The sequence below is a fragment of the Rhizobium sp. BK060 genome (genome assembly GCF_014193145.1).
Lineage (GTDB): Bacteria > Pseudomonadota > Alphaproteobacteria > Rhizobiales > Rhizobiaceae > Rhizobium.
In genome coordinates this window covers 17,557-44,086 of the sequence record NZ_JACHYW010000017.1, presented here as the reverse complement: position 1 = coordinate 44,086, position 26,530 = coordinate 17,557, and the positions used below count along the sequence as shown (strand labels likewise).

The following is a 26,530-nucleotide window of genomic DNA, read 5'->3' as shown; positions in this document are numbered from 1 at the left end:
GTCGTCATGAACATCAGACGGCCATGGACGAACACATCGTCCCCGCCCGACAGTGGAGTACTTCGCCGCGCAACCTTGCTGCGAAAAGCCGCAACCGCGACCGCACTTGCGACAATTGTCGCGGCTATCCTCGTCAGCCCTCTTCTTGTCGGCAAGGGGGCGAGCTCACCGCCGCGTGCAGCGCCGGGTGCTGGCGGCGCACCGACCGTCACCGTCACCACGGTCGCCGCCGAACGCCGTCGTCTTGAAACGCGCACATTCGTCTCCGGGTCGCTCGTTGCGCGCGAGGAAGTGTCCGTCGGCACCGAAAGCCAACATGCCAAAATTGAAGCCGTCCTCGTGGACGAAGGCGACAAGGTGCGGGAAGGACAAGTACTCGCCATCCTGTCGTCGGACCTCGACGAAATCGCTGTCTCGATGAACGACGTTGAGATCGAACGGGCGAATGCGCTTCTACTGCAGAGCGAAAGCGCGATCGCTCTCGAAGAAGCCAATCTAGACCTGGCGCAGAAGGCGCTCGAAAGGACCCAGCCTCTGTCTCGTAGCGGCGTGATGTCGCTCGATGTCCTCGAGCAGCGTGAGGCCGACGTGAAAGTGGCCAACGCCAAGCTGCGAACGGCGCACCAAACGAAACGCGTTGCCGTTGCCGAACGCGCGATCGCCTATGTCAAACGCCGAGAACTAATGGCCCAACTCGAACGGACCCGCGTCAGGGCACCGGCCGCCGGCATCGTGACCGCGCGGATCGCAAGGCTCGGCGATATCGCCTCCAGTGACGCGCCGCTTTTCCGGCTTGTCAAGGAGGGCGTGATCGAGTTCGAGGCATTGGTGCCAATGCGTATCGTCGGGCGAATTCAGCCCCATTCGCCCGCCGTCGTCACCATCCAGGGGATGGGCACAACCGTCTCCGGCACGCTGCGACATGTCTCGCCGAGCGTCGATCCGTCCACCAGGATGGCGCGCCTTCGTCTTGCCCTTCCCCAATCCGAGGCCTTGAAAATCGGAGCGTTCGCCCGCGCCGAGCTTCCCTATATCGAAGGCACGTCGGTGGTCTTGCCGCTCACCGCAATCCACCAAGCGCCGGAGGGAGCACACGTGGATGTCGTGATTTCGGGCATCGTGGAGAGACGAAGCGTGGTGACAGGGGAGCGCACAGCAGAGCAGATCCAGGTTCTGTCAGGTCTGACTGAAGGGGAGCAGGTCGTGCTGCGCGCTGGCGAAATCGTCCAGGCAGGTACGCACGTGAGACCAGTGCCCGCCGCCTCCGTTCTTGCCTCGAACAGGTGAGGTCGCGCATGTCGTTCAACCTTTCCCGCTGGTCGATCGAACGCCCCGCCTATAGCATTGCGATCTTCGTTCTTCTGGTGGTGATGGGCCTTCTGTCGCTGCGCGCGTTGCCGATCAGCCGTTTCCCCGAAATGGAATCGCCTATCGTCAAGGTCGTGCTTCGGCAGCAGGCAGCATCCGCCAGCGATCTCGAATACGATGTTGCCCAGAAATGCGAAGATGTCTTGTTGAGACTAGACGGCATTCGCCGACTGGATACAGCCATCGAGGATGGCGCGGTCACGTTCAATCTAGAGTTCGACGCCGCCATTGATCCTCAGGTGGCGCTTGAACGGACCGATCGTGCAATGCTTTCGATGCGTGGCGACCTTCCCGCGGCGATCGAGGAACCGGCAATTGCGCTATCGAACCTGCGCGAGATCGCCGTTGCGACCTTCGCCGTGCGGTCGAACGCAATGTCTTTCCAAGCGCTCGACCGCGTTCTAGACGACGATGTCCTACGTCGATTCGAGCGAATTCGCGGCGTCGGCAAGGTCGTGCTGCGAGGCGGCGACGCCCGCGAGGTTCGGGTTTGGCTCGACCCTGACGAGATGCTCGCTCGCGGGCTATCCGCCGACGCTGTCGGCGTAGCACTTCGCACCGCCATTACCAACGCCTCGGCCGGCATTGTATCGGCCAACGAATTCGATCGACCAATAAGGACCGTATCGGCACTGACGAGTATTGCCGCGCTGGCCAGCGTCGCACTGCCGGATACCAACGGCGCCGGCTTGAGGCTTTCGGATGTTGCGCGCGTTGAGGATGGCTGGGTCGACGCCGGAGGCTTCGCCCAACTGGACGGCGAACCGATCCTGGCCCTGTCCTTCTTCACGGAGAAAGGCGCAAACGAGGTCGAAACATTCAACCGCATACGCACAGCGGTCGATGACTTGGCCAGCAAGGACACACGTCTGCAGTTCACGCTGCTGGACGAGAACGCCAGCTACACGCGCAACAATGCCGCAAGCACGATGCATGCCATGCTCGAAGGCGCCATCTGCACGATTGCGGTGCTGTTTTTCTTCTTGAGGGACTGGCGTTCCGTCATGATCGCCGCAATCAGCCTGCCGCTCGCGGTGATCCCGACCTTCTTCATCATGGACGCACTCGGTTTCTCGCTGAACCTCGTCTCGCTGCTCGGACTGACGTTGGCGATCGGTCTCCTTGTCGATGACACCATCGTCGAGATCGAGAATACGGCGCGGCACCTTGAAATGGGAAAGGCGCCGCATCAGGCAGTCATCGACGCGACGGAAGAGATCGGCAGCTCGGTTATCGCAATCTCATTGACGATCGTTGCCGTCTTCGCGCCGCTCGCCATGATCGGGGGCACGCCCGGTCAATATTTTCGCGAGTTCGGCATGACGGTGGCAGCGGCAACACTGGCATCTCTGCTGGTTGCCCGTCTTATAACGCCGCTGCTTGCCTCGAGATTGCTCCGGCCGAGTACGCCTGATCCAAGTACCCCTGCCTTGCCCACTGAAGGCCGCTATTCCAGGCTCCTCAGGTTCGCGACCGGCCGTCATCGCATTGCGCTTGGACGATCCCACGCCGACCGGCCTCCCCGATACGCCATAGCCATCGACATGTCCTTTGTCACGATCGGCCTGGGGATCGCATCGCTTGCATGGGCCGCCCTCTTCGTCCTTCCGGGCTTGGCACGTGGCTTCATTCCGGACGAGGATGGAACGCGGCTCAAATTTGCAATCGAGATGGCAGGCGGCACGAGCAATGCCGCAATGCGTGAGAAATCCAGCGAAATCACCAGATTGCTCGCCTCTGACAGCGAGGTCGTACATGTCTACGCCTATAGGGCTTCCGCGGCCCGACTGGCGAACCTGCAGTCGATCGCCGTCCAGCTCGCGCTGACAGACCCGGCCCACCGAGCGCGAACGCGCCAAGCCATCGCTTCTGACATCACCCGAAAATTGAGGTCCATCGCCGACATTCGCATCAGCCAGGTTAGCCTGACGGGGGGGCGACAGTTTTCTGTCTCGTTGCTGTCACAGGATGCGGTGGCGTTGGAGCGCGCGGGAGAGTGGCTCGCGTCCTCCATGGCGTCCATGCCTTCAATCCGTGACGTGACATCATCCGGCGCCACGCACAGGGCAGAGCTTCAGGTCATTCCCGACCTCGACCTTACCGCCGCTATGGGACTTAAGCTCGACTCGCTATCGAACGCATTGCGTGTCGCAACGATGGGCGACAGGGATCGGGCGCTCGGTTCCATCCAGATCGATGGCCGGAACGTTCCTGTTCGTGTTGAGGTCCGCAAATCAGGCGCCGACTTATCCCTCATTGAGCTCATGCCATTGCGCACCGCAGATGGAAAGGTGGTTCCGCTGGGGGCGGTTGCCCGCATCGTGGAAGGGTACGGGCCGGCGCTGATCCTGCGCCAGGACGGGCTGCGCCGCATCGAACTTAACGCCGATTTGGCCGAGACCGCCTCGCCCGGAACGGCACTTGCGCAACTGCAATCATGGATCGAGCGCCATCCGCTGCCGGCCGGTATACGCCTGCAAACTGCCGGGGAAACGCGCTCGATGGAAGACTTCTTCGCAAGCTTCGTTGAAGCGACTATTCTCGGATCGACCTTTGTTTTCGTCATTCTCTTCGTGCTTTTCGGCAGCCCGTTCCAGCCACTGACCATCCTCCTGTCCCTGCCGCTATCACTGTCTGGAGGGCTCGTCGCGCTGGCCGCAACCGGCCATGGCGTGACAATGCCGGTCTTGATCGGAGCCCTGATGCTCATGGGAATCGTTGCCAAGAACGCTATTTTGATCGTGGACCTGGCCAGTCGGATGATTGGCGCGGGCGCGCCGCCGCGCGATGCCGTCGTCCTGGCCGCCGAGCAGCGCCTTCGCCCGATTGTCATGACCACGGCTGCCATGGCCGCCGGCATGGTGCCTGTCGCGCTTGGGGTTGGCGATGGTGGTGCATTCCGTGCGCCCATGGCGATCTTCGTCATCGGCGGCCTGATCGCCTCGACGCTCTTGTCGCTGGTGTTCGTGCCCGCACTCTTCCTGCAGGTCCACAGGGTTGGCGCCCTGATCACCGGCCATTGCTTAGGCCAGCACCCACAGCGGCTGCAGCTTGACCAGCCGAACAACGATAAGCCGTAAGAAGGGTGACCTCAGGTCAACTCGGCCAAGGAGGCTTTTGGCAGCTGCTTGGCTGAGGTCGTGCTCTGACGGCCTTTTGATGTGCGATCGCTCTGAGGCGATGCAAATGGACGGCGGCGGCTGGATGTTTTGAGCGTGGCGGCCCAAAGAGATTTGGTACCACCCTTGTTCTTTGTTCAAATCATCAAATCGCAAAGGTCGCATCAGCAGTTCATTAGGCATTTTGCATCATCATGATGATCTTATTGGAGAAACTTCATGATGCGCACTTCAGTCATAGCCGTCTTCGCACTGCTGACCGCCATGTCGGCGGCCAACGCGGCCGAGCGGCTCCGGATTGCCACCGAGGGCGCCTATCCGCCCTTCAATCTCATCGACCAGAACGGAACGCTTAAAGGGTTCGACGTGGATATTGCCAAAGCGCTCTGCGAACAGCTCAAGAGCGAATGCACGTTCCAGACCGTCGAGTGGCCAAAGATCATCGACGGGCTTGAGGCAGACAAGTACGATTTGATCGTTGCCAGCATGGCCTACACAAAGGAACGCGCCGCACGCGTCGAATTTTCAGCCCCGTACTATCGATCCCACTCTGTGCTCGTTGGTAACGCGGACAAGTTCACAGATAGCTCGCCGACCGCGCTCACCGGTGTTCGTATCGCCGCCGCCGAGGGAACAATTCAGGCTGACTACGTGAAGCAGGCATACACTCAAAGCGTTCTCGTCTTGGCCAAGGATCAACCGTCGGCACAGCAGCTGCTTGAAGAGAACAAGGCTGATCTCTTGATTGGCGACGCCATCGAACTCCTGAGTTTCATGGAGACGGGGAAGGGTTCCGTATACGGATACGTCGGCGATCCGATTTCGAGCGAATTTCTACAAAGTTCCGCTCACATTGCTGCGCAAAAAGGCAACGTGGAACTGATCGCTCGAGTGAACGACGCCTTGAAGCAGATCAAGCTCAACGGGGTCTACGACAGAATCAACGACCAGTACTTCCCCTTCAGCATTTACTAGGGACGTAGACTTGAAGGAACCTAAGGCTGCTTTATCGTGGAACATCTCGCTTCGGTCTGCCGGAAGGATTTTGCTCGCAGTCGTCGTCGCATATTGCGCAGTGGCCGCGATAGGCGCAGCACTTTTGCTAACGCGAATTGAACACGAAGCGATCGAAACCCGCCAGAAGCAGATTCCTCTCATCCTCTCCCAGACACGCAACGCCGTTAAGATCGAAAGAATGTCTTCCCTCGTAAGGGCGGTCTTTCTCACCAACGATCGGCGTCTCGAGCGGCAACTTCAGCTTCAGATACAGGCCCTAGCTCAAGGTTTTGGTTTCGACGGCTCGCCAATCCTGATCGACGGTTCAAAGAAAGTTGCCGGTCTTGCCAAGTCGATCGTCTCCGCTCATCAGCAGCATCGCGATCAAGCGGCGGAACGGGCCGGCGGTCAGCAGGAGGCTAGCCAATCGCTCGCCGACCTCTCGGCCTACGAGGAGGCCATGCGGATCATCGAGAAGATGGCAAAGGAGACAAGTGACAACTCCGCTTTCGTCGGCGACGACATCGCGGCGGGAATACAACAACGCGCAGTAGAAGTCCGTTACCTGGTAATCGTCTTCCTCACTATCCCGGCAATCCTTGTGGCGATGCTGCTCGCTCTGGCCCGCAGGCATTTGACCGCCCCGATTGTCGCGGCCATCGTGAACCTCGACCGGATCGAGAAGGACCAAGCCTTAAAGGCCGCAACGGACCGGCCAAAACTCAAGGAGCTCGCGCTCATTGGCGATGCAGTCATGTCTTATGGAAGCACCGCGTCTGAACTTCGGCGAACCAACCTCGTGTTGCAAGTGCTGGCTGAAAAGGATCCGCTAACGGGCCTGGCGAACCGACGGATGTTCGAGAAATTTCTCGCGGCGTCGATCCTCAGGTCAACGTCGGAGACAGGAACCGCGATCTTGCTCATCGACATTGATCACTTCAAGGCCATCAACGATCGATTCGGGCATCCGACCGGAGACCGTTGTCTCAAATCGCTGTCAGACCTGCTGGCCAACATTCCGGATCTATCCAACCCGCTCGCGGCAAGGTTTGGTGGCGAAGAATTCGTGGTTGTCTACGATGCTCCCTGCGCCGATCATGCGGCAGAATACGCCCGCTTCCTCTGCAAGAAAATCGCCCAACTTGAAACAACGGGCGTTGACGGAAACACAATTCGTTTCACAGGCAGCGTGGGTGTCTCATTCACAACCTCCAGTGCGGACGATCCTTCGGACCTTCTGGAGAAAGCGGACCGCGCGCTCTATGCGGCAAAAAGGTCCGGACGAGATTGCGCTGTTGCTTATAGCGAGCTGTCGAATGACGCGACCGCGCGCAAATCGCATCTGAGGTCATAGAACAATCGCCTTTGCCGCGCCGGCGAAAGCTTCCGGCGGCAATATCCTCCAAGCATCGATGGGATAATGGATAATGTCTCTTTCACTACACATTTCGTTGCAGAAGCAAAAATGAGCTACTCCTCTCTGAACGCCTTCATCATCTGGTCTGAGAATGGTTTGAGGAGGTATGAGAGTGCGGTTCGTTCTGCGGTTTGGACGAAGACTTCGACAGGCATTCCGGGGATGAGTTTGTTGTCCTTGAAGACGACTATTCTACCCTCCACGATCCGCGTGTCGTCGCGGTGATCGCGCTGCTCACCGATGCCTCGAGCAAAAGAGATGTAGCCGTCGCGTGATTTTACATTTCTGTCAGCCGGTTTTGCAGTGGCGCTTACTCCGACTTAAGTCCCACTGGCAACTCAGCTTCAATCCTGTACTCTGCAGCCGTCCTGCCCCAAGGGGCGGGATAGGGGGGAGCCTTCGCCCCAGGAACAGGTGCAAACCGTCCCCCAACGAAGGTTCTCCTCTCAGTATCCCACCCTTGGGGAAGGAATGCTGGTTGTGGATCGTTCAGATACTCCTGCTAACAAGCCCCGTCACACTACATTTCCCCTATCAAGCCCGACACGCCGCCCCTTCGTTATCAGGTAGGTAGGAGCGCGAAGGTCGCAGCAAGGTGGGCTGTCGTTGACACCTTCACGGGATGGCCCGTTTACGCCCGAGGTATTCCTCTCGACGGACGGCCAGCACACGAAGTTGACGATCTGGTTCATGAACTGAACGAACCGGACTTGAAAGCTCGAGAGCGCCTCAATGTAGCCCGCCGCGAATTTTCGGAATTTTGACACGGACTTCCGGAATTGTCGAATTCGGCTAAAGGGCGGTTCAAAGCCCTTTTAAGGCGCGTTCTCCTGGATCTCATACACGGCTGCATTATCCTGCACTTCGGTATCTTGCTCAGTGCATCATCGCCAACGCCGCCGTGAAGAAATCCTCGCCTCCGAAGTTTCCCGATTTCAGCGCCAGCAGCATATCGTCCTGCGCATTGCCGATCGTGCGCAAGACCGGCACGCCAGGCGCGATCTCCGGGCCGATCAGAAATGCCGGAATGGCGAGCCTGTCGACGGCGGCACCCGAGGTTTCGCCGCCGGCAACGACCAGGCGCCGCACGCCTCTTGCCACCAGTTCGGCGGTGATGATCGAGGTTGCGGTTTCGATCGCATGGCCGGAGGCGTCGCGTCCGTATTGCGCTTGCAGCCGGGAAACGGTTTCCGGCGCAGCACTCGCGGCGACGACAACCGGACCGGCCGAGATGCGGTCTCCAGCCCACGAAATCGCTGCGGCAATCTCATCTGGACCGGCCAGCAGCCGCTCCGGGTCGAGCCGCAGAACCGGCATCGATCGTTCGGCGACCTCGAGCTGCCGGAGCGTCGCTCTGGAGCAACTGCCGGCGACGATCGCCGAAAGCCCGCCGACGGGGCGAATGGCGTTTGCCGTTACAGTGCCGCCGGCAGAGGCCCGACCTGAGCGGACGAGTGCGCGGGCAAGGCCAAGCCCGAGGCCCGACGCGCCGGTGGACACCGGCGTTTCCAGCGCGATCTCGCCGAGCGTCTCGAGATCGCGTTCGAAGACCGCATCGGCTATTGCCGACCTGACACCTGCCTCACGCAGGACCTCAAGCCGGGCTCTGAGCGTATCCGGTCCCGCCGCAATTGACGGCAGGTCGATCAGCCCGATTGATCCACGCGACTGCCTGGCCATCACGCGCACGAGATTGGCGTCGTGCATCGGATTGAGGGGGTGGTCTTTGAGCGGGCTTTCGTTCAGTGGCTGTCCGCCGACGAAGAGATGGCCGAGATAGACGGTGCGGCCCGTTTCCGGAAAGGCGGGCGTCACCAGCACCACGCCACCGCCCGCGGCATCGCTTAGCGCCTCGGTGACCGGACCGATATTGCCGGCATCGGTGGAATCGAAAGTCGAGCAGATCTTGTAGAGCACATGGGCCGAGCCGCGCCCGCGCAGCCATCGTTCCGCCTTAGTCGCGGCCGTTACGGCGTCCGAGGCAGGCACCGAGCGGATCTTCAGGGAAACAACGACCGCGTCGACGTCCGGCAGCGCCAGCGACGGATCGGGGATGCCGACCGTCTGCACCGTGCGCAGGCCGTTTTTCGTCAGCGTGTTGGCAAGGTCGGACGCGCCTGTATAGTCGTCCGCGATCGATCCGAGCAATATAGCCATCGTCTAACTCCGTGCAAAAGGTCTGAACCAGCCAAGACCGTCCAGTGTGTGGCCGCGCGGGATGTACTCGCAGCCGATGAAACCGTCATAGTCAAGGCGGTCGATTTCGCCGAACAGAAAGGGATAGTTGAGCTCCTCCCCGTCCGGCTCGTTGCGTGACGGTACGCTGGCAATCTGGATATGGCCGGTGATCGCCATGAGGCGACGCAAGGCCATGACCACGTCACCATGGATGATCTGGCGGTGATAGATGTCAAACTGGAGCTTCAGGTTCGGCAGGCCGAGGTCCGCGATCAGCCGCTTTGCGGCGCCGAAGTCATTGAGGAAATATCCCGGCATGTTTCGCCCATTGATCGGTTCAAGCAGGAGGTCGATGCCCTCCTCCGCAAGCCGCCCGGCAGCGTAGGCGACGGAGCGCCGGTAAGACGAGGCAGCGTCCTCGTCATGGGGATCGGCAAGACCGGCCATCAGATGCAACCGCTTCACGCCCGTCGCTGCCGCATAGTCGAGCGCCCGCTCCACATCCGACTTCAATGCTTCGAAGCGTCCTGGAAGCGCCGCGATACCCCGCTCGCCGGCGGCCCAGTCGCCCGGCGGCAGATTGAACAAGGCCTGCTGCAAATTGTTGCGGGCAAGCCGTTCGGCGATCGCCTCCGGCGGGGCTTCATAGGGAAAGAGATATTCGACGGCGCAAAAGCCGGCATCGGCCGCCGCGTCGAAGCGGTCGAGGAAGGGCCATTCGTTGAACATCATCGTCAGGTTGGCGGCGAAAACCGGCATGGTGAAGTTCCCTTTACAGGCTCTGCGGCTCTTTGGCGCCACCGGGCAATTGAGCGCCCGAGAGCTGGGCGTAGAGGCGCGCGAGCGAGGAATCGTCGTCACGCCCCATGCCAGCACCCGCAGCGGCCAGATACATCTGCAGGGCTGCGGCCGCCAGCGGCACCGGATAACGCTCGCAGCGGGCCATGTCCTGGACGATGCCGAGGTCCTTGACGAAAATCTCGATGCTGCTTAGCGGCGTATAGTCTCCGGCCAGCACATGCGGCACGCGGTTTTCGAACATCCAGGAATTGCCGGCCGAAGCCGTGATCACCTCGTAGACCTTGTTAAGATCGAGACCCTGCCTGGCGGCGAAGGTTATCGCTTCGCAGGCGGCCGCGATATGCACGCCGGCGAGAAGCTGGTTGATCATCTTGAAGGCAGCACCCGTTCCGGCCGCGTCGCCGAGTTCGTAGACCTTGCCGGCCATGGCGTCGAGACCCGGGCGGGCTGCGTCGAACGCCTGCATGGAGCCGGATGCCATGATCGTCAGGGCGCCGCTGGCCGCCTTGGCGGCACCACCCGAAATCGGTGCATCGAGATAATTGAGCCCAAGCGCCTCGGTCCGTTGCGACAGGTCGCGTGCGACGGCTGGATCCATGGTCGCCGAGGAGACGAAGACGGCACCGGGCTTCATCGTCTTCGCGACGCCTTCGGGGCCGAACAGGACGGCCTCGGTCTGCGCGCTGTTGACGACGACAGAAACAACGATATCGGCACCTTCTGCCGCGCCGGCGGGCGTGGCCGCGCCGCGGCCACCCTCGGCGACGAAGCGATCCACCGCCGCAGGCGTGATGTCGTAGCCGACGACGTCGAGACCTGCGCGTTTCATCGATCGGGCCATTCCAAGCCCCATGGAACCCAGACCTATGACGGCCGCGACAACGGCGGGGGCTGGGTTTTCAGCAAGCGGTGACATGACGATGTTCTCCAGTCTTGTAAGGGAAAAGCTGCCCCTCCGGATGCGGCCACCCGGAGGGGTCGAGATCTAGCGATTGACGGTTTGCGCAGGCACCATCAGCACGGCCAGCGAACCGATGATCAGCGCTGCTGCCAGCAAATACATGCCAGCGCTGTTGGTGCCGGTGAGGTCCTTCAGATAGCCGACCAGAAACGGCCCGAGGAACCCGGCGAGATTGCCAACCGAATTGATCCAGGCAATACCGGCCGCAGCCCCCGTACCAGCAAGAAAGGCGGTCGGAAGCGACCAGAAGAGTGGCGCGCAGCTGATGGCGCCTGCAGCGGCCAGCGAGAGGCAGACGATTGCGACCGTCGTGCTTGTCGCCGAAGTCGCCGCGACAAAGCCGCCGGCGGCGATGAGCGCGGGAATGACGAGGTGCCACCGGCGTTCGCGCAGCCGGTCGGCGGAGCGACCGAGCGCCAGCATGGCGACGAAGGTGCAGATATAGGGGATCGCAGAGATCAGTCCGATGTTCAGGTTTCCGGTGACGCCCGAGGCCTTGACGATGGTCGGCATCCAGAAATTCAGGCCGTATTGCCCGAGCACGAAGCAGAAATAGATCAGGCACATCAGCCAGACGCGGCGGTCCGTCAGGGTTCCGGCAATGCTGTGCGGGCTTGCGACCTTGGCCTTGTTCTCCGCCTCGATATTCGTCGTCAGCACCTGCTTTTCCTCATCGCTCAGCCATCTCGCGTCACCGATCTTATCATCAAGGTAGAAGAACGTGGCGACGCCGAAAAGAATGGCTGGAATGGCCTCGATGAGGAACATCCACTGCCAGCCGGAAAGGCCGTGCGTACCGTGGAAACTGTCCATCAAGAGGCCCGAAAGCGGATTGCCGAAAATGGCGGATATCGGGATCGCTGACATGAACGTCGTGATGATCCTGGCGCGGCGATGGGCCGGATACCAGGCGGTCAGATAGAGAATGATGCCGGGGAAAAATCCGGCTTCCGCAACGCCCAGCAGGAAACGCAGGACATAGAAGACGGTTTCCGACGAGGTGAACATGAAGGCGGCGGAAATGATGCCCCAGGTCACCATGATGCGGGCGATCCACACCCGCGCGCCGACCTTGTTCATGATGATGTTGCTCGGCACTTCGAACAGAAAATAGCCGATGAAGAAAATGCCTGCGCCGACGCCGTATGCGGCTTCCGACAGGCCGAGCTCGCTCGACATCTGCAGCTTGGCGAAACCGACATTGACGCGGTCGAGATAAGCGACCACGTAGCACAGCATCAAAAAGGGCACGATGCGCCAGAAGACCCTGCCATAGGCACGGTCTTCCACCGCCTGTGCGGCGTACACGCCATCGACTGGCGCCTGCGTCTGCAGCGTCATGATTTTCTCCTCCAATTGTTGCCGCGGTCTCAGTCGGTCCTCCCGCGGCACGCCAAGCCACTTTTGGCAGCGCTGCCATTTTCATTAATCCATTTTGGCAGCGCTGCCAACACAAAATTGGTAGCGCTGCCAAAAAAATCTTGCTTCTTGGCGGCAGCGGTGAAAAATGGGCGCCGATGCATCATCGCGCGGGCATACCCGCTGACGAGGAAGTCGTCACAGAGCTGGGTTCAAAAGTGACCATGGACTTCAAACATCAGGCGACGGTGACGCTGGCCGAGGTCGCCGAAGCAGCCGGTGTCGGCGAGAGCACGGTGTCGCGCGTGCTGCGCAACCACGGCTCGTTTTCCGGCAAGACGCGGGACCGGGTGATGGCTGCGGTCGAGCGGCTCGGCTATGTGCCGAACCGGATTGCGGGAACGCTGGCTTCGACCGGTTCGCGTCTTGTCGCCTTCGTCATTCCCTCATTGTCCAACATCGTCTTTCCCGATGTGCTGCGAGGCGCCAGCGCCGTTCTGGAGGAAAACCGGTATCAGGCAGTTTTCTCCGTCACTGATTATGATCCCGACAAGGAGGAAGCGCTCGCCGCCGCGATGCTTGCCTGGCGGCCGGCTGCGGTCATGCTGGCAGGATACGAGCACACCGAGGGCACGGTAAAGATGCTGCGCGCGAGCGGTTGCCGGATCGTGGAACTGCTCGATGTGGACGGCGATGCTCTCGACATGGCGGTCGGCTTCTCGAACCGCGCGGCCGGACGCGACAGTGCCGCCTTCCTGCTCAAGCGGGGCTATCGCCGGATCGGCTATGTCGGTCACGACCTGAACCGCGATACCCGCGCCGGCAAGCGGTTTTCCGGCTTTTGCGAAACGCTCGGCGCGCATGACGCGCCACTCGCCGACCACGAAATTCTGGCTGGAGCATCATCCGTGGAGAACGGCAGGCTGGGGCTGGAGCGGTTGCTCGCCCGCACGCCCGGTCTCGAAGCAGTCTATTTCTCGAATGATGACATGGCGCTCGGCGGTTATTTTCACTGCCTGGCGCGGGGGATTTCGATCCCCTCGCAGCTTGCCATTTTCGGCTACAACGGCCTCGATATCGGCCGGGCGACGCCGCAGCCGCTGTCGACCATCCGCACGCCGCGCGTGGCGACGGGACAGATGGCAGCGCAGCTCGTCGTCGCCAACGCACCACCCCAGGTCGTCGATCTCGGTTTCGAGCTGATCGAAGGGGCAACCGCCTGATTGGAGGAACTGTCATGTCCGACACGCGCCATCGTGAGGAAATCTGCCGCTACGGCCGCTCGCTGTTCGAGCGCGGGCTGACGCCCGGCTCGTCCGGCAATATTTCGTTGCGGCTGGAGGATGGCGGCTGGCTCGTCACGCCGACAAACGCCTCGCTCGGCTTCCTCGATCCGGCCCGCATCTCAAGGCTGGATGCCGAAGGCCGGCATCTTGCCGGCGACAAGCCGACCAAGGAAATTCCGCTTCACACGGCACTTTATGATACGCGCGGCAGCGCCCGCGCCATCGTCCATCTTCACTCCACCCACGCGGTGGCGCTGACCATGCTGCCGGAGATCGATCCGCGCGCCGCCCTGCCGCCGATGACCCCCTACTATCTCATGCGCGCCGGCCAGACGGCGCTCGTTCCCTACTATCGCCCCGGCGATCCGGCGGTGGCCGACGCAATCCGCGGGCTGGCGGGCAAATATTCGTCGGTGCTTCTGGCCAATCACGGACCGGTCGTCGCCGGCGACAGCCTGGAGGCGGCGGTATTCGCTACCGAGGAGCTGGAGGAGACGGCGAAGCTCTATCTGTTGCTGCGCAATCTCAACCCCCGCTACCTCAGCCCGGCGCAAGTGGCCGATCTTACCAAGACCTTCGGCCTCGACCTGCCGTCGCACCACGACCACGACCACGATTGAATACGTGATCGTACTTCAAGGTATTCATTCCTTCACCGCCCCGGTCATGGACGAGACGTAATAGTCGACGAAGAAGGAATAGAGGATCACCACCGGCAGCGAGCCGAACAGCGCACCCGCCATCAACGCTCCCCACTCGAACACGTCGCCGCGGACAAGTTCCGTCAGCACACCGACGGGCACGGTCTTGTTTTCCGAAGACTGGATGAAAGTCAGCGCATAGATGAACTCGTTCCAGGACAGCGTGAACGCAAAGATACCCGCCGATATCAATCCGGGGACGGCCAGCGGCAGGATGATCTTGATCAGAATCTGCCAGCGTGTCGCGCCATCCACCAGCGCGCTCTCCTCGAGCTCGAACGGGATCGACCTGAAATAGCCCATCAGCAGCCACGTGCAGAAGGGAATGAGGAAGGTCGGATAGGTAAAGATCAGCGCCAACTTGGTGTCGTAGATGCCGAACTTGAAGACGATGAAGGCGAGCGGAATGAAAAGGATCGAGGGCGGCACGAGGTAGGCGAGAAAGATCATCAGCCCCACCGGCCGCGAGCCCGAATACCGCACCCGCTCGATCGCGTAGGCCGCAAAGACCGAAGCTGCGAGCGACAGAAACGTCGCGCAGGTCGCAACCAGCATCGTGTTCCACAGCCAGCCCGGATAGGAGGTCTCAAACAGCAGGTACTTGATATGATCGAGCGTTGGGCCGACCACCCAGAAGGGGCTGTAGTTCGTATAGTCGGTCAGCTGCGAATTTGGCTTTATCGCCGTGATCGCCATCCAGTAGAACGGAAAGAGCAGCACGAAGACGAATACCGCCATCGGCAGATAAACCATCACGATCCGGCGCGGCAGGCGATTGAGATAGCTCATTCCTTGTACGTCATCGGTCAAAACGGCGTCTTCGGATTTAACGGTCGTGGCCATTGTCATTCTCCCCCAATCAATCCTGGCCGCCCTGCTGCCATTTGCGGCGCTGCAGGCCGAAGAAGCTGAACATGATAGCGGCAAGCAGGAAGGGGATCATCGCCACGGCGATCGCCGCCCCCTCGCCCAACTGTCCGCCGGGAATGCCGCGCTGGAAGGACAGCGTCGCCATCAGATGCGTCGCATTCACCGGCCCGCCCTTGGTGAGAACGTAGATGAGCTGGAAGTCGGTAAAGGTGAACAGCACCGAGAAGGTCATGACGACGGCAATGATCGGCGTCAGCATCGGCAGCGTGACGTAGCGGAAGCGCTGCCAGCTTGTCGCGCCGTCCAGCGATGCCGCCTCCTGCAGTGAAGCGGGAATGGTCTGCAAGCCGGCGAGCAGCGAAATGGCGACGAAGGGAATGCCGCGCCAGACATTGGCTGCGATCACCGAGGCCCGGGCATTCGTCGGATCGCCGAGGAAGTTGATCGGGCTGTCGATCACGCCGAGCTGCATCAGCGACCAGGAGATGATCGAGAATTGCGCATCGTAGATCCACCAGAAGGCCAGCGCCGAAAGCACCGTCGGAACGACCCAGGGCAAGAGCACGATCGCCCGAAAGAAGGATTTGAACGGCAGGTTCTCGTTCAAAAGCAGCGCCAGCCAGAGCCCGAAGACGAATTTCAGGATCGACGCGACGATGGTGTAGAGAAGCGTGTTGAAGACCGCGAGCCAGAAGACCGAGTCCTCGGCAAGGAAGATGTAATTTTCCAGCCCGATGAACACTCCGTCACGGCCGATGCGCGTATCGGTGAAGCCGAGCCAGACGCCCAGACCAAGCGGATAGGTCAGGAAGCAGACAAGGAAGACGGCGGCCGGCAGCATGAAGAGGAAGCCGATCATATTCTTGTTCTGCATGAGCGAAGCCATCGCCGATGGCGGCTTCCTGGACGATACTTTGGGCATCGGACATCTCCCGTATGACGAATTTGGGAATGGGGACCGGCGGCAGCATTTCCGCCGATCCCCTATCTTCGCGGCCTTGCGGGCCGCTGCCGGCTCAGACCCGGTAATAGCGGTTTGCTCGGCGCTCAGCCTCGACAATCGCCTCTTCCGGTGTCTTCTGCCCGGTGACGGCGGTCGCGAACATGTCGACCAGCACATAGTCGGCCATCACACCGGCGGACGCATAGCCGAGCGGCCCGGCATAGCCGTTGGGACGCAGCGTTTCGGAAGCGCGCGCATAGGGCGCGTGGATCGGGTCGGACGTCCAGACAGGATTGCTGGCGAAGGCCTTGAGCGGCTGGCAGCAATAGGCGCTGGAGCCCGTGATCCAGGCATTCATCTGGTCGGCCTCCATCATGAACTTGATGTAAGCCTTGGCGGCTTCTGGATATTTCGTGTGGTTGAACAAAAGCAGCGAACTCGTCTGATGCAGTTCGACGCTCTGGCCGACCGGGCCGACCGGGAAGTTGGTGGTGCGGATATCGGCCGCAAGTTCCGCCGTCGCCGGGTCCTTCTTCGCCGCATAATAGAGCGAGACGCCGTTGGCCGTCAGCGACACCTGGCCGGCGAGGAAGGCGCGGTTGTTGTTGATGTCGAGCCAGCTCTCGGTGCCCGGAATGAAGGTCTCGTACAGCGCCTTGGCATAGTTGATCGCCTTCAGCGTCTCGGGGCTGTTGATGACAACCTTGCCGCCTTCATCGACCATCTTGCCGCCATGGCTCCAGAGCAGCCAATGGGCATAGTTGTTGCCGTCGCCGACGGCTTTGCCGTGCGGGAACCCGGCGGGCGTTCCCTTGGCCTTCATGGCCTTGCAGAGTTCGAGGAAACCATCGGTATCCTTCGGAAACTCGCTGAAGCCGGCCGCCTTCATGTGGCTGTCACGGTAGCAGACGGCGTTGCCGATGGCCGTCAGCGGCATGGCGATGAACTTGTCGTCGCGCGTCGCATAGCCTTTCACGCCATCGTACCATCCGCCATATTTGCCGCCGAGATAGTTGGCGAGCTCGGTCAGATCGACAAGTTTGTCCGGGTATTGGTGGGCGTCGTCAAACCAGCACATCACCAGATCCGGCCCGGACCCGACATTCGCAGCGACCGCAGCCTTCGGGCGAATGTCCTCCCAGCTTTCCTTGTCGATGCGGACCGCAACCCCGGTCGCTTCCGTGAATTTTGCGGTATTGGCAAGCCATGCATCCTCATCGCCCTTGACGAAGGGTGTCCAGCGCAACAGCCTCAGGCTTGCACCTTCCTCCGGCTTGTAGGCCGGTTCCGCCGCTTGAGCGAAAGACGGACGGATGCCGAAAGGCGAAAGACCGGCCATGCCCGCGATCGCGGCAGATGCGGTAAGAAAATCACGTCTCTTGAAAGTCATCATGCTCCTCCTTCGTGGCACGGGACATATCCGTACCGGCACCCGCCGTCCCGTTTGGCGAATGCGGCGGCAATGGCTTCCGGCACGGCCGGAAAAGCCGGCCCCGAAACCGGATGCGCCAGGGCTCCTCTTCCCTCGCGCAGCCGCAAACGGGGCAGTATCAGTCGGTCAGCCGCGCTCCGGTTTCGGCATCGAACAGGTGAACGTGATTGGCATCGATCGACAAGTGGATTGCCTCTCCCGGCCTAACGTTCACGCGCTCGCGGAAAATGCAGGTGACGTCCGTTGCGCCGAAGCGCACGATCATCTGCGTTTCGTAGCCGGTGGGCTCGATAACCGCGACACTGGCGGCAAACCCGTTCGGGTCGAGCGACATATATTCCGGCCGCAGGCCGTAAATGAGATCGCGCCCCCTTCCCGCTAACGGCGGCCGGGCGACGGGCAGCGCCATCCCATCGGTTGCGATAAAGCTGTTCGGATTTTGCGGATCGAGCCTGCCCTTGATCATGTTCATCGCCGGCGAGCCGATAAAACCGGCGACGAAAAGATTGGCGGGGCTGTCATAAAGCTCAAGCGGGGAACCGATCTGCTCGACAATGCCGTCATGCATGACGACGATCTTGTCGGCCATCGTCATCGCCTCGATCTGGTCATGCGTGACGTAGACGGTCGTCGTCTTCAGCCGCTGGTGCAGTTCCTTGATCTCGGCGCGCATGGCTACGCGCAGTTTCGCATCGAGGTTCGACAGCGGTTCGTCGAAGAGAAACACCTGCGGATCGCGCACGATCGCCCTGCCCATGGCCACGCGCTGGCGCTGGCCGCCGGAGAGCTGGCGCGGATAGCGGTCAAGCAGCTTTGAAAGCCCCAAAATTCCCGCCGCTGTGCCGACGCGCTTGTCGATCTCGGATTTCGGCGAGCCGTTCAGCATTAGCGAGAAGGCCATATTGTCGGCGACCGTCATATGCGGGTAAAGCGCATAGTTCTGGAATACCATGGCGATATCCCGATCCTTGGGCGGCAGGGTATTGACGACCTTGTCGCCAATGCGGATTTGGCCCGCCGAAATGTTTTCAAGCCCGGCCAGCATTCGCAGAAGCGTCGATTTCCCGCACCCCGAGGGGCCGACAAGGATGACGAATTCGCCATCCTCGATTTCGATGTTCACGCCCTTGATGACGGGAAAGGCTCCGAATGATTTTCTGACATCGACGAAGTCAACGCCTGCCATATGCTTTCCTCCCTGTGAGTTTCATCTGAAATCGGCGGATTGTCCGGCGGCCTCCTCATGCCGTTCTTGGACCCCGTCCGGTTCCCTCTCGACTGCCCTTATCCTCGCCCCACCAACGGCATCTTCGTCGCCATGACCGTCATCGTCAGCACATTCGCCTCCAGCGGCAGGCTTGCCATGTAGACAACGGCCTTTGCGATATGCGCGACCGGGATCGTCGGCTCACTGGCGGTCTCGCCATTTGCCTGCAACACCCCGGAATTCATCTTCGACGTCATGTCGGTCGCGGCATTGCCGATATCGATCTGGCCGCAGGCGATGTCATATCTGCGCCCGTCGAGCGCGGTCGACTTGGTCAACCCCGTGATCGCATGCTTGGTTGCCGTGTAAGGTGCTGAGTTCGGCCGCGGCGTCTGGGCCGAAATCGAGCCGTTGTTGATGATCCGCCCGCCGCGCGGCACCTGCGCCTTCATCAGCCGGAATGCCTGCTGTGTGCAGAGAAAGGCACCCGTGAGATTTACGGCGACAATACCGCTCCATTGCTCGAAGGTCACATCCTCCAGCGACACTGGCGGCACGGTGGAACCGGCATTGTTGACCAAGAGGTCGAGCCGGCCGAACTGCGTGCGGATCGTTTCGAAAAGGCGCGCGACCGCAGCCGGGTCGCCGATATCTGCAACGATCGCCCGCACGGTTCCTCCCGTTTGCGCCGCTATTGTGCCAGCGGCTTTGTCGAGCACGTCGGCGCGCCGGCCGGTGATGACCACGGTATAACCCTCCGTGCTCAAGGCCTCGGCGACGCCGCGTCCGACGCCCGTGCCACCGCCCGTCACCAATGCGATCTTGCCTTCGCCGGATTTCAAAGCGCGAACCATCTCAAATATGTCCTGCGAGTTCGTCTTCGATATGGATCCTGATGATCTCGTCGAAGTTGGTTTCGGCTCTGAAGCCCAGTTCGCAAGCACGCCGTGCGTCGAAATCGGTCGCCCAGCCTGAAACAATCGAGTCGATAACCGGGTCAGGCTCACGGCGGATGAGCTTGACGGCCTTCTCACCAGCCACACGCCGAAGCGCCTCGATCTCTTCACCAACGAGGGCGGAAAGGCCAGGCATGGTCAGATTGCGTCTCGGGCCGATCGCGGACGTATCCATCCGCGCGGCATGAATGAAGAAACCGACCGCCGAACGCGGGCTTGCAAACCAGTGGCGCACGTTCTCGTCCACCGGCAACACTGCCTCCTGACCTGCCAGCGGCTCGCGGAGAATATTGGAAAAGAAGCCGGATGCCGCTTTGTTGGGTTTGCCGGGGCGGATGCAGATCGTCGGCAGGCGGATGCCGACACCATCGAAAATGCCGCGCCTCGAATAGTCGGCGAGAAGCAGTTCGCAGATCGCCTTTTGCGTGCCGTAGCTCGTCAGTGGCGTGGTGAAGAACTCATCGCCGATCTTTTCCGGAAAAGGCTTTCCAAAAACGGCGATCGATGAGGCAAAGATGACACGCGGGACATAGGGCTCCCGCAAACCCTCATGGCGGATCGCCTCGAACAGAGCCCGCGTTCCGTCAAGATTGACCTTGTAGCCCTTGTCGAAATCAGCCTCGGCCTCACCGGAAACGATCGCCGCGAGGTGGAAGATCACGCCTGGCCGCAAAGCGACGAGTTTCTCAGCCGCACCGTCTTTTGAAAGATCAAGCGCAAGTGTCGTTGCAGCGGCCGACAGCGCCTGCGGCACCGGCGGTTCGATGACATCAACCAGCGTCAGCTTGGAAATATCGTAGCCAAGCACGCCTGCCTTTGCGGCGAACTTCTCCACCAACTTTCGGCCAACCATCCCGGCCGCTCCAATCACCATGACATGCATACTCGGTGAACCTTTCTACCTGCTGCCGGCCAAGCCGGATCACGTTTTCGTCCTGCTCTTGCTCTTTTCCCGCTTCGGCTGCCCCGTTGCGCCAAGCAGTTCCTTCGTCGTGTCGTAGATCCGGGTGAGATGCTGTCGAAAGGCGCCAACCACCGCGTCCCGGTCGCGCCGCTCCAGTGCCTCCACGATCTCGGTGTGGTCGTCGTAGCTCGCATCTATGGCGCCCGGCCGTGACATCGCGCTGCGCCGGTGGTCCATCATGTAGGTGTAAAGATCGGTGACGAAATCGCAAAGCAGCGGGTTTCCGCAAGCCCGATAGATTCCGATATGGAATTCGCGGTCGCAGATCAGGAAGCGCATGGCGTCATCGCCACACAACTTCTGCGCTTCGAGCAGGCTTTTGAGCTTGCCCAGCGTCTCTTCATCAATCCGATCGGCAGCATCGCCGACGACCTTCAGCTCGATATGCAACCGGGCCGCATGAACATCGTCGAGATCGTAGCTGTCGATGGCGTTGGGCGATGCGATGGTAACGGTGAGATGACTGAGGTCGACATTGCAGACCCGCGTGCGGCTGCCCTGAGACACCTCGACGATGCCGCGCGCGGAAAGCGTCTGGATGGCACCGCGCACGGTCTCGCGGCTGACATGAAGCACGTTGGCGAGTTCCCGTTCACCCGGCAAGACGTCGCCAGGACGCAGCATGTTGGTGGCGATTAGCACCATCAGCTTGTCGGCGATGAGGTCACGAGCCGTGCGCCGGTCGAGACTTTGTCCGACCTTCGGCATCTGTGTGAGTATCGGGCTGCCGCTCATCGCCGTCATCACCTCTAACTGACCCACTGGTTGGTCCAGCAGATCAGTTGTCATGGAGCCGCGAAAATCATGTCCAGTCAATAGAGGTTCGTCGCTGCACTGCATCAAAAATCGGCTGTGCAACGGCGCCGTTGCTCACCTTGCGCCTCGGCATGTGGTCGACGAAGTCACGCTCGACGATCTGAGAGCGGCGCGAATGTTCTGCGACGCATTTTTGCAGTACCTGATTTCCCTTCCGCAAGAACTTCAAAATAGGCGCGCGCGGGCCAACTGCTTGGCGGCCGGAACCCTCTTCGCGTCGCCAGTTAGTCTCCTGCAGCGCATCCAGGTCCGCATCAGGCCCCGGCGGCGGGGAGCCGGCGCCGGGCTTTTGCTTGGTCTCGTCGTGGTAAAAAGAAAACCCGCCGGCCTTCGCGCCGACGGGCATGCTGCGCTCCTTAGACGCGGCCAACCCATTCGGGCTATTGATCACCACGAGATGGAACCCCATCTGCGGTTCGCACCGATATCAACCCTCGTGATCGCAAATGCCTATCTTTGAAAATACTGCACGAATAGACTGTGCAGACGCTTCCGGACGCCGCCTCGTTATTGTCGAACAACGAAAATTTCCGTCATCCCCGCCAGACGGGAAACCTCGGGCACCTGTCGTCGATTATATGACCGAAGACGGCCAAGTTGCGAATAAGATCGACGACGAGAACTTTCTCCTGCTCCTGACCGACGAAGTCTTCCATCGAACGTGAAGGCGCCGCAAGCGTTACCTTGTGGTACGCCCTTGGATGGTGACTACGGCGCGGCCCATTCCAGAGTCCAGCTCAGGCAAACCTCTGTATAGCTTCGCAAGGTGCGGTCAGCCGATAGGCTGTCGTCGCCTCATTGCCCTCCCATGAGGCGAGCAGCAGCGCCCGGTGTTCCTCCCCTTCACCGGGTCAGCGGACATCGAATCCGCGTTGACCGCCCCGGCTACACCCGAGGCGGTCTTTTTTGATTCCGATGTCTGCGTTTGACAACGCAAGAAAAAGCCGCCGCCCGAACGAGAGCAACGGCCGCATTGAGGGTGAACCGTTTTGGATCGTCGCTGAGTCGCAATCGTTGCGACCCTTCTGCTAACCTGCGAGCGCTACCGGCTAGAAGTCAAAATACAGGGTCACTCCCGACCGCCGCTGATAGCCGTAATAGTCAGGATAGCCGCCATAGTACCGAGGATAGCCATAGTACCTCGGATAACCGCGGTACCCGTAGTGGCGAGGGTAGCAGTTGCCGTAGTAACGGCAGGAGCGGTAGGCGTAGCGCCGGTTCCAATAGCGATCCGAACGCCAATAACCATGGTGCCGGTTGTTGATCTGCACGATATCGCCGGTTTGCGCTTGCTCGGATATCGACACGAACATCGGCGTGGCGTTTAGCGGCAGGGCGAAAAATGCAGCCAGGCTCATTGCTGCGAGGGCGGATAAGAGCTTCTTCATCATGAACTCCTCCTCGCCAACTACATAAAGCCATCAAGCCTGAACCGCCAATGAACGTTGCGTGTGCCGAGACTTGCGCTTTTCGCGGATGGGTTGCAGCCTGGCGGTCGGCCGCGTAGCAGAGTCAACCGGCCGGCGCGCTGCTTGCGTTGGCGCCGCTGGTGACCGCGCCGGCCATTGGTGACCTTGAAGAGAAAGACCGCATTTTCGGCGGGCAAGCGCGCATTTCGCGCCCTAAAAGTTTCTGGCGATCAAATCGAATAGTTCGTCGCGCCTGATGGTCGTAAAGCTCAGCCAGTCCATCGAGCCGCGTCCCGAGTTGCCGGAGCCCAAGTGGGACCAAGTCGCAACCGGGTCAGTAGCTGCACGACCGCTCGTTGCTCGGTCTGAACCCACCCGCACAGGCCGGATTCACGGACGTCCTCGGTTGGTATTGGTAATCAGGCGGGTTCGGATTTCGTGGTGTCGTCGTACAAGCTGAAATGATCGCGGTCAGACAAATGATCATTCCAGCTGCCGCAAATACGTGAAATCTGCTCATAGGGAATCTCCCCGCCGCGATGATTTGCGTCCTTGACGCGAAAATGCCGCACCATCAAGCAGATGCGAGGGCTATCACGAACACTTGACCGCCGCCCTCGCCCGCCTCACTGAGCCTTTCTGTCGCGGCCCACCAATCCGCATGCGTTCCGACACCACCCGACAGTTACAGCTCTCGGCGCTCCCCGCCGGCGGCATTGTTTTCAGCAGGAAGGGCGGCCGGCATCGAAGGGATCCTTCCTGCTCAACCTGACGAAGGCCGCAGGGTTGAGACTTCGGAACGCGGGGGTAAGTTCTCCCACTCAGTTTGATTAACAAGCTCTTGCCAATCAATGAACGCCCAAGAACTGCTTCAGCTCCGGCGTCTTCGGATCGGCAAACAACTCTTCCGGTGGACCGATCTCATGGACCTTGCCCTCATGCATGAAAAGGACGCGCGAGCAGACATCACGCGCGAATTTCATTTCATGCGTCACCATAAGCAGGGTCATGCCCTCGGCGGCAAGTTCGCGCACGACAGCCAGCACTTCGGAGACGAGTTCCGGGTCGAGCGCCGAGGTGATCTCGTCACAAAGCAGTGCGATCGGCTGCATGGCAAGCGCCCGCGCGATGGCGACGCGCTGCTGCTGGCCGCCTGAAAGCTGGTCGGGATAGGCATCGAACTTATGGCCAAGGCCGACGCGATCCAACATCTTGCGGGCGACCGCTTCGGCATCCGCCTTCGCCGTTTTCTTGACGACGGTTTGCGACAGCATGACGTTGCCGCCGGCTGACAGGTGCGGGAAGAGATTGAACTGCTGGAAGATCATGCCGACCTTCAGGCGCAACGCCTTCAAGTGCACCTCGTCGTCCAGAAGCTGGGCGCCGGCCACCGAGATCGAGCCTTGAGTGATGGTCTCAAGGCCGTTGATGCAGCGAAGCAGGGTCGATTTTCCCGAACCGCTCTTGCCGATGATGGCGATGACTTCGCCGGGCTCCACGTCCAGGTTGATGCCCTTCAGCACCTCGTTCGTGCCGTAGCTCTTGCGGACTTCAGTGATTTCGATGAGCGACATTGAGCTTCCTTTCGAGGATCTGGCTGCTCTTCGACAGAGGCCAGCAAAGCGCGAAATAGATGAGGGCGACGAACCCGTAGACGGTGAACGGCTGGAAGGTGGCGTTGGTGACGACGGTGCCTGCCTTGGACAATTCGACGAAGCCGATGATCGAGGTCAGCGCCGTTCCTTTGACGACCTGGACGGAGAAGCCGACCGTCGGCGGCACGGCGACCTTCAAGGCCTGTGGCAGGATGACGTAACGCATCTGCTGGAGCCAGCCCATGCCGAGGCTGGCGGAGGCTTCCCATTGGCCTTTCGCGACGGATTCGACGCAGCCGCGCCAGATTTCGGCGAGGAAGGCGGCAGTCCAGAAGATCAGAGCCAGACCGGCGGCAAGCCATGCCGGCACGTCGATGCCGAAAAGCCCAAGCCCAAAGAAGGCGATGAAGAGCTGCATCAGGAGCGGCGTGCCCTGGAAAAGCTCGATGTAGTATTTCGCAAAGGCCCTGAATGATTTCCGCTTGCTGATGCGCAGGAAGAGCAGCATCAGCCCGACCGCGCCGCCGCCGATAAAGGAGACGAGCGAGAGGAGAATGGTCCACCGCGTGGAAAGCAGCAGGTTGCGCAGGATGTCCCAGACGGTAAACTCGATCATCGCGTAAGTCTCCTCGGGAAGATGAACCCGCCAACGGCCGAAAGCACCTGCCTAAGCAGGATCGCCAGCGCCAGATAGATGGCGGTCGAGACGATATAGGCCTCGAAGGCCCGGAAGGTGCGCGACTGGATGAAGTTGGCGGCGAAGGTCAGGTCTTCGGCGGCGATCTGCGAGACGACCGAGGAACCGAGCATGACGATCACCACCTGCGAGGAGAGTGCCGGCCAGATACGCTGGAGCGAGGGCACGAGAACGACGTGGCGGAAGGTTTCGAACGGCGTCATGGCAAGGCTGGCGCCCGCCTCGAACTGTCCCTTCGGCGTCGCCTGGATGCCGGCGCGGATGATCTCGCAGCTATAGGCGCCGAGATTGACGATCATGGCGAGATTGGCAGCCGTCAGTTCGTTAAGCTGCAGGCCAAGCGACGGCAGGCCGAAGAAGATGAAGAAAAGCTGGATCAGGAACGGCGTATTGCGGATCAGCTCGACGTAGGCGGCGATCACGGGTTTCAGCCAGGCAGGTCCAAGCGCGCGTACCCAGGCGCAGAAAGTGCCGAGTGAAATGCCGAGCACACCGCCGATCGCGATAAGCTCGATGGTGATCAGTATGCCCTTGACGATCTGCGGGTAATACTGAAGCAGCCATCCGAATTCGAAATGGTAGCTCACGAAATTCTCCCTCTCTTCGATACCGGCGGTGACCTGGGTCATCCCACGTCTGGCGCGGGATGACCCTGAACGCGCGGTTCCTTAGAGGTCCTTCGGGAGGTCGGTACCGAGCCACTTCTGGGCGATGGCGTTCAGCGTGCCATCGGCCTTGGCGGTGGCGATGATGCCGTTCACCTTTTCCAGAAGCGCGGGCTGCTCCTTGCTGAGGCCGATGTAGCAGGGGGAGTTCTTGATGAGGAACTTCAGTTCCGGGCGCTTCGGCGGGTTCTTGGCGAGGATGGCGGCGGCAACGACGTTGCCGGTCGCAACGGTCTCGACCTGACCGGAGAGGAAGGCGGAGATCGTGCCGTTGTTGTCCTCGTAGCGCTTGATCGTGGTATCGGCCGGCGCGATCTTCGTCAGCTCGAGGTCTTCGACTGCGCCGCGGGTGACACCGACGGTCTTGCCGGAAAGGTCTTCCACCTTGGCGACGGAAAGATCGCCGGGCGCGAACACGCCGTTGAAGAACGGAGCATAGGCTGCCGAGAAATCGATGACCTTTTCACGGTCCGGATTCTTGCCAAGACTGGAAATGACGAGATCGACCTTGTTCGTCTGCAGGTAGGGAATGCGGTTGGCGCTGGTGACTGGCACGAGTTCGGTCTTAACACCGAGCTTTTCGGCGATCAGGTTGGCCACGTCGATATCGTAGCCCATCGGCGCCATGTCGGTGCCGACGCTGCCGAAAGGCGGGAAATCCTGCGGCACGGCGACGCGCAGCGTGCCACGCGCGGTGATGTCGGCGAGCGCATCGGCATGGGACGCGGAACCGAAGCCGACGGCGGCTGCGAGCGTTGCGATTGCGAAGAATGTTCTTCTTGTCAGCATG

General features: G+C 60.8%; 24 protein-coding genes. 6 read left to right on the top strand and 18 right to left on the bottom strand.

Translation table 11 applies throughout. From position 1 onward, the window contains the following. The first annotated feature begins 6 nt into the window (after positions 1-6). The 4 genes from FHT71_RS19185 to FHT71_RS19170 all read left to right on the top strand — a co-directional run bounded on the left by FHT71_RS19185 (position 7) and on the right by FHT71_RS19170 (position 6,837). Positions 7-1,287 carry an efflux RND transporter periplasmic adaptor subunit gene (locus tag FHT71_RS19185; RefSeq protein ID WP_183721470.1) on the top strand — a complete coding sequence of 427 codons (1,281 nt, stop codon included), beginning with the start codon at positions 7-9 and terminating at the stop codon, positions 1,285-1,287. A gap of 8 nt (positions 1,288-1,295) precedes the next feature. Next, entirely contained in the window at positions 1,296-4,448 is a 3,153-nt protein-coding gene (locus FHT71_RS19180; protein WP_183721467.1) for an efflux RND transporter permease subunit, read from the top strand. Between the two features lie 258 nt (positions 4,449-4,706). Beyond that, positions 4,707-5,462: a transporter substrate-binding domain-containing protein gene (locus tag FHT71_RS19175; protein WP_132592686.1), complete on the top strand. Its 756-nt coding sequence runs from the start codon at positions 4,707-4,709 to the stop codon at positions 5,460-5,462. 220 nt (positions 5,463-5,682) lie between these two features. Next, positions 5,683-6,837 carry a GGDEF domain-containing protein gene (locus FHT71_RS19170; protein WP_246718034.1) on the top strand — a complete coding sequence of 385 codons (1,155 nt, stop codon included), beginning with the start codon at positions 5,683-5,685 and terminating at the stop codon, positions 6,835-6,837. A gap of 939 nt (positions 6,838-7,776) precedes the next feature. On the opposite strand, the gene otnK is transcribed toward FHT71_RS19170, so the two are convergent. The 4 genes from otnK to FHT71_RS19150 all read right to left on the bottom strand — a co-directional run bounded on the left by otnK (position 7,777) and on the right by FHT71_RS19150 (position 12,181). Then, a complete protein-coding gene (gene otnK, locus FHT71_RS19165) occupies positions 7,777-9,057 on the bottom strand; it encodes a 3-oxo-tetronate kinase (protein WP_183721462.1) in 1,281 nt (426 codons plus the stop codon). Between the two features lie 3 nt (positions 9,058-9,060). Beyond that, the gene (gene otnI / locus FHT71_RS19160) at positions 9,061-9,837 is read right to left on the bottom strand and encodes a 2-oxo-tetronate isomerase (protein WP_183721459.1); all 777 of its coding nucleotides are present in this window, start codon (positions 9,835-9,837) and stop codon (positions 9,061-9,063) included. Positions 9,838-9,850: 13 nt separating this feature from the next. Then, a complete protein-coding gene (gene ltnD / locus FHT71_RS19155; protein WP_183721456.1) occupies positions 9,851-10,795 on the bottom strand; it encodes an L-threonate dehydrogenase in 945 nt (314 codons plus the stop codon). A 69-nt stretch (positions 10,796-10,864) separates the two neighbouring features. Then, positions 10,865-12,181: an MFS transporter gene (locus FHT71_RS19150; RefSeq protein WP_183721453.1), complete on the bottom strand. Its 1,317-nt coding sequence runs from the start codon at positions 12,179-12,181 to the stop codon at positions 10,865-10,867. A 242-nt stretch (positions 12,182-12,423) separates the two neighbouring features. Here FHT71_RS19150 and FHT71_RS19145 point away from each other — a divergent pair, with 242 nt between their 5' ends. Together FHT71_RS19145 and FHT71_RS19140 are read left to right on the top strand one after the other, a co-directional pair. Then, the gene (locus FHT71_RS19145; protein WP_183721450.1) at positions 12,424-13,422 is read left to right on the top strand and encodes a LacI family DNA-binding transcriptional regulator; all 999 of its coding nucleotides are present in this window, start codon (positions 12,424-12,426) and stop codon (positions 13,420-13,422) included. A 14-nt stretch (positions 13,423-13,436) separates the two neighbouring features. Continuing rightward, positions 13,437-14,105 (top strand): aldolase, encoded by a 669-nt coding sequence (locus tag FHT71_RS19140; protein ID WP_183721447.1) that lies wholly within the window; start codon positions 13,437-13,439, stop codon positions 14,103-14,105. Between the two features lie 24 nt (positions 14,106-14,129). Here FHT71_RS19140 and FHT71_RS19135 read toward each other — a convergent pair whose 3' ends face one another. The 14 genes from FHT71_RS19135 to FHT71_RS19075 all read right to left on the bottom strand — a co-directional run bounded on the left by FHT71_RS19135 (position 14,130) and on the right by FHT71_RS19075 (position 26,529). Beyond that, a complete protein-coding gene (locus FHT71_RS19135; protein WP_007799699.1) occupies positions 14,130-15,029 on the bottom strand; it encodes a carbohydrate ABC transporter permease in 900 nt (299 codons plus the stop codon). A 16-nt stretch (positions 15,030-15,045) separates the two neighbouring features. Beyond that, a complete protein-coding gene (locus FHT71_RS19130) occupies positions 15,046-15,978 on the bottom strand; it encodes a sugar ABC transporter permease (RefSeq protein WP_183721444.1) in 933 nt (310 codons plus the stop codon). A gap of 94 nt (positions 15,979-16,072) precedes the next feature. Further along, positions 16,073-17,389, bottom strand: a complete 1,317-nt coding sequence (locus FHT71_RS19125) for an ABC transporter substrate-binding protein (protein ID WP_132592777.1) — start codon at positions 17,387-17,389, stop codon at positions 16,073-16,075. Positions 17,390-17,549: 160 nt separating this feature from the next. Next, positions 17,550-18,617, bottom strand: coding sequence for a sn-glycerol-3-phosphate ABC transporter ATP-binding protein UgpC (ugpC, locus tag FHT71_RS19120; RefSeq protein WP_132592702.1), 1,068 nt, complete (start codon positions 18,615-18,617; stop codon positions 17,550-17,552). Between the two features lie 98 nt (positions 18,618-18,715). Further along, complete coding sequence (locus FHT71_RS19115; RefSeq protein ID WP_183721441.1) at positions 18,716-19,492, bottom strand: SDR family oxidoreductase; 777 nt, start codon at positions 19,490-19,492, stop codon at positions 18,716-18,718. A 1-nt stretch (position 19,493) separates the two neighbouring features. Then, the gene (gene denD / locus FHT71_RS19110; protein WP_183721439.1) at positions 19,494-20,477 is read right to left on the bottom strand and encodes a D-erythronate dehydrogenase; all 984 of its coding nucleotides are present in this window, start codon (positions 20,475-20,477) and stop codon (positions 19,494-19,496) included. Between the two features lie 39 nt (positions 20,478-20,516). Continuing rightward, positions 20,517-21,293, bottom strand: coding sequence for a FadR/GntR family transcriptional regulator (locus FHT71_RS19105; RefSeq protein WP_183721556.1), 777 nt, complete (start codon positions 21,291-21,293; stop codon positions 20,517-20,519). Between the two features lie 67 nt (positions 21,294-21,360). After that, entirely contained in the window at positions 21,361-21,720 is a 360-nt protein-coding gene (locus FHT71_RS19100) for a hypothetical protein (protein ID WP_183721436.1), read from the bottom strand. A 703-nt stretch (positions 21,721-22,423) separates the two neighbouring features. Further along, entirely contained in the window at positions 22,424-22,762 is a 339-nt protein-coding gene (locus FHT71_RS19095; protein ID WP_246718050.1) for a hypothetical protein, read from the bottom strand. A 355-nt stretch (positions 22,763-23,117) separates the two neighbouring features. Next, complete coding sequence (locus FHT71_RS31795; RefSeq protein WP_246699521.1) at positions 23,118-23,303, bottom strand: hypothetical protein; 186 nt, start codon at positions 23,301-23,303, stop codon at positions 23,118-23,120. Positions 23,304-23,631: 328 nt separating this feature from the next. Further along, on the bottom strand, positions 23,632-24,357 hold the full coding sequence (locus FHT71_RS19090; RefSeq protein ID WP_132592714.1) for an amino acid ABC transporter ATP-binding protein: 726 nt from the start codon (positions 24,355-24,357) through the stop codon (positions 23,632-23,634). Beyond that, complete coding sequence (locus FHT71_RS19085) at positions 24,335-24,994, bottom strand: amino acid ABC transporter permease (protein WP_132592716.1); 660 nt, start codon at positions 24,992-24,994, stop codon at positions 24,335-24,337. The genes FHT71_RS19090 and FHT71_RS19085 overlap by 23 nt, the downstream gene beginning before the upstream one ends. Further along, positions 24,991-25,662, bottom strand: coding sequence for an amino acid ABC transporter permease (locus FHT71_RS19080; protein ID WP_037083812.1), 672 nt, complete (start codon positions 25,660-25,662; stop codon positions 24,991-24,993). Before FHT71_RS19080 ends, FHT71_RS19085 begins: the two co-directional genes overlap by 4 nt. 81 nt (positions 25,663-25,743) lie before the next feature. After that, positions 25,744-26,529, bottom strand: coding sequence for a transporter substrate-binding domain-containing protein (locus tag FHT71_RS19075; protein ID WP_132592718.1), 786 nt, complete (start codon positions 26,527-26,529; stop codon positions 25,744-25,746). Position 26,530 lies beyond the last annotated feature (1 nt).

Excerpts from the sequence above, each read along its gene's own strand:
- FHT71_RS19185 (WP_183721470.1), top strand. The coding sequence starts at position 7 with ATGAACATCAGACGGCCATGGACGAACACATCGTCCCCGCCCGACAGT.
- FHT71_RS19180 (WP_183721467.1), top strand. The coding sequence starts at position 1,296 with ATGTCGTTCAACCTTTCCCGCTGGTCGATCGAACGCCCCGCCTATAGC.
- FHT71_RS19175 (WP_132592686.1), top strand. The coding sequence starts at position 4,707 with ATGATGCGCACTTCAGTCATAGCCGTCTTCGCACTGCTGACCGCCATG.
- FHT71_RS19170 (WP_246718034.1), top strand. The coding sequence starts at position 5,683 with ATGTCTTCCCTCGTAAGGGCGGTCTTTCTCACCAACGATCGGCGTCTC.
- otnK (WP_183721462.1), bottom strand. The coding sequence starts at position 9,057 with ATGGCTATATTGCTCGGATCGATCGCGGACGACTATACAGGCGCGTCC.
- otnI (WP_183721459.1), bottom strand. The coding sequence starts at position 9,837 with ATGCCGGTTTTCGCCGCCAACCTGACGATGATGTTCAACGAATGGCCC.
- ltnD (WP_183721456.1), bottom strand. The coding sequence starts at position 10,795 with ATGTCACCGCTTGCTGAAAACCCAGCCCCCGCCGTTGTCGCGGCCGTC.
- FHT71_RS19150 (WP_183721453.1), bottom strand. The coding sequence starts at position 12,181 with ATGACGCTGCAGACGCAGGCGCCAGTCGATGGCGTGTACGCCGCACAG.
- FHT71_RS19145 (WP_183721450.1), top strand. The coding sequence starts at position 12,424 with ATGGACTTCAAACATCAGGCGACGGTGACGCTGGCCGAGGTCGCCGAA.
- FHT71_RS19140 (WP_183721447.1), top strand. The coding sequence starts at position 13,437 with ATGTCCGACACGCGCCATCGTGAGGAAATCTGCCGCTACGGCCGCTCG.
- FHT71_RS19135 (WP_007799699.1), bottom strand. The coding sequence starts at position 15,029 with ATGGCCACGACCGTTAAATCCGAAGACGCCGTTTTGACCGATGACGTA.
- FHT71_RS19130 (WP_183721444.1), bottom strand. The coding sequence starts at position 15,978 with ATGCCCAAAGTATCGTCCAGGAAGCCGCCATCGGCGATGGCTTCGCTC.
- FHT71_RS19125 (WP_132592777.1), bottom strand. The coding sequence starts at position 17,389 with ATGACTTTCAAGAGACGTGATTTTCTTACCGCATCTGCCGCGATCGCG.
- ugpC (WP_132592702.1), bottom strand. The coding sequence starts at position 18,617 with ATGGCAGGCGTTGACTTCGTCGATGTCAGAAAATCATTCGGAGCCTTT.
- FHT71_RS19115 (WP_183721441.1), bottom strand. The coding sequence starts at position 19,492 with ATGGTTCGCGCTTTGAAATCCGGCGAAGGCAAGATCGCATTGGTGACG.
- denD (WP_183721439.1), bottom strand. The coding sequence starts at position 20,477 with ATGCATGTCATGGTGATTGGAGCGGCCGGGATGGTTGGCCGAAAGTTG.
- FHT71_RS19105 (WP_183721556.1), bottom strand. The coding sequence starts at position 21,293 with ATGAGCGGCAGCCCGATACTCACACAGATGCCGAAGGTCGGACAAAGT.
- FHT71_RS19100 (WP_183721436.1), bottom strand. The coding sequence starts at position 21,720 with ATGCCCGTCGGCGCGAAGGCCGGCGGGTTTTCTTTTTACCACGACGAG.
- FHT71_RS19095 (WP_246718050.1), bottom strand. The coding sequence starts at position 22,762 with ATGAAGAAGCTCTTATCCGCCCTCGCAGCAATGAGCCTGGCTGCATTT.
- FHT71_RS31795 (WP_246699521.1), bottom strand. The coding sequence starts at position 23,303 with ATGAGCAGATTTCACGTATTTGCGGCAGCTGGAATGATCATTTGTCTG.
- FHT71_RS19090 (WP_132592714.1), bottom strand. The coding sequence starts at position 24,357 with ATGTCGCTCATCGAAATCACTGAAGTCCGCAAGAGCTACGGCACGAAC.
- FHT71_RS19085 (WP_132592716.1), bottom strand. The coding sequence starts at position 24,994 with ATGATCGAGTTTACCGTCTGGGACATCCTGCGCAACCTGCTGCTTTCC.
- FHT71_RS19075 (WP_132592718.1), bottom strand. The coding sequence starts at position 26,529 with ATGCTGACAAGAAGAACATTCTTCGCAATCGCAACGCTCGCAGCCGCC.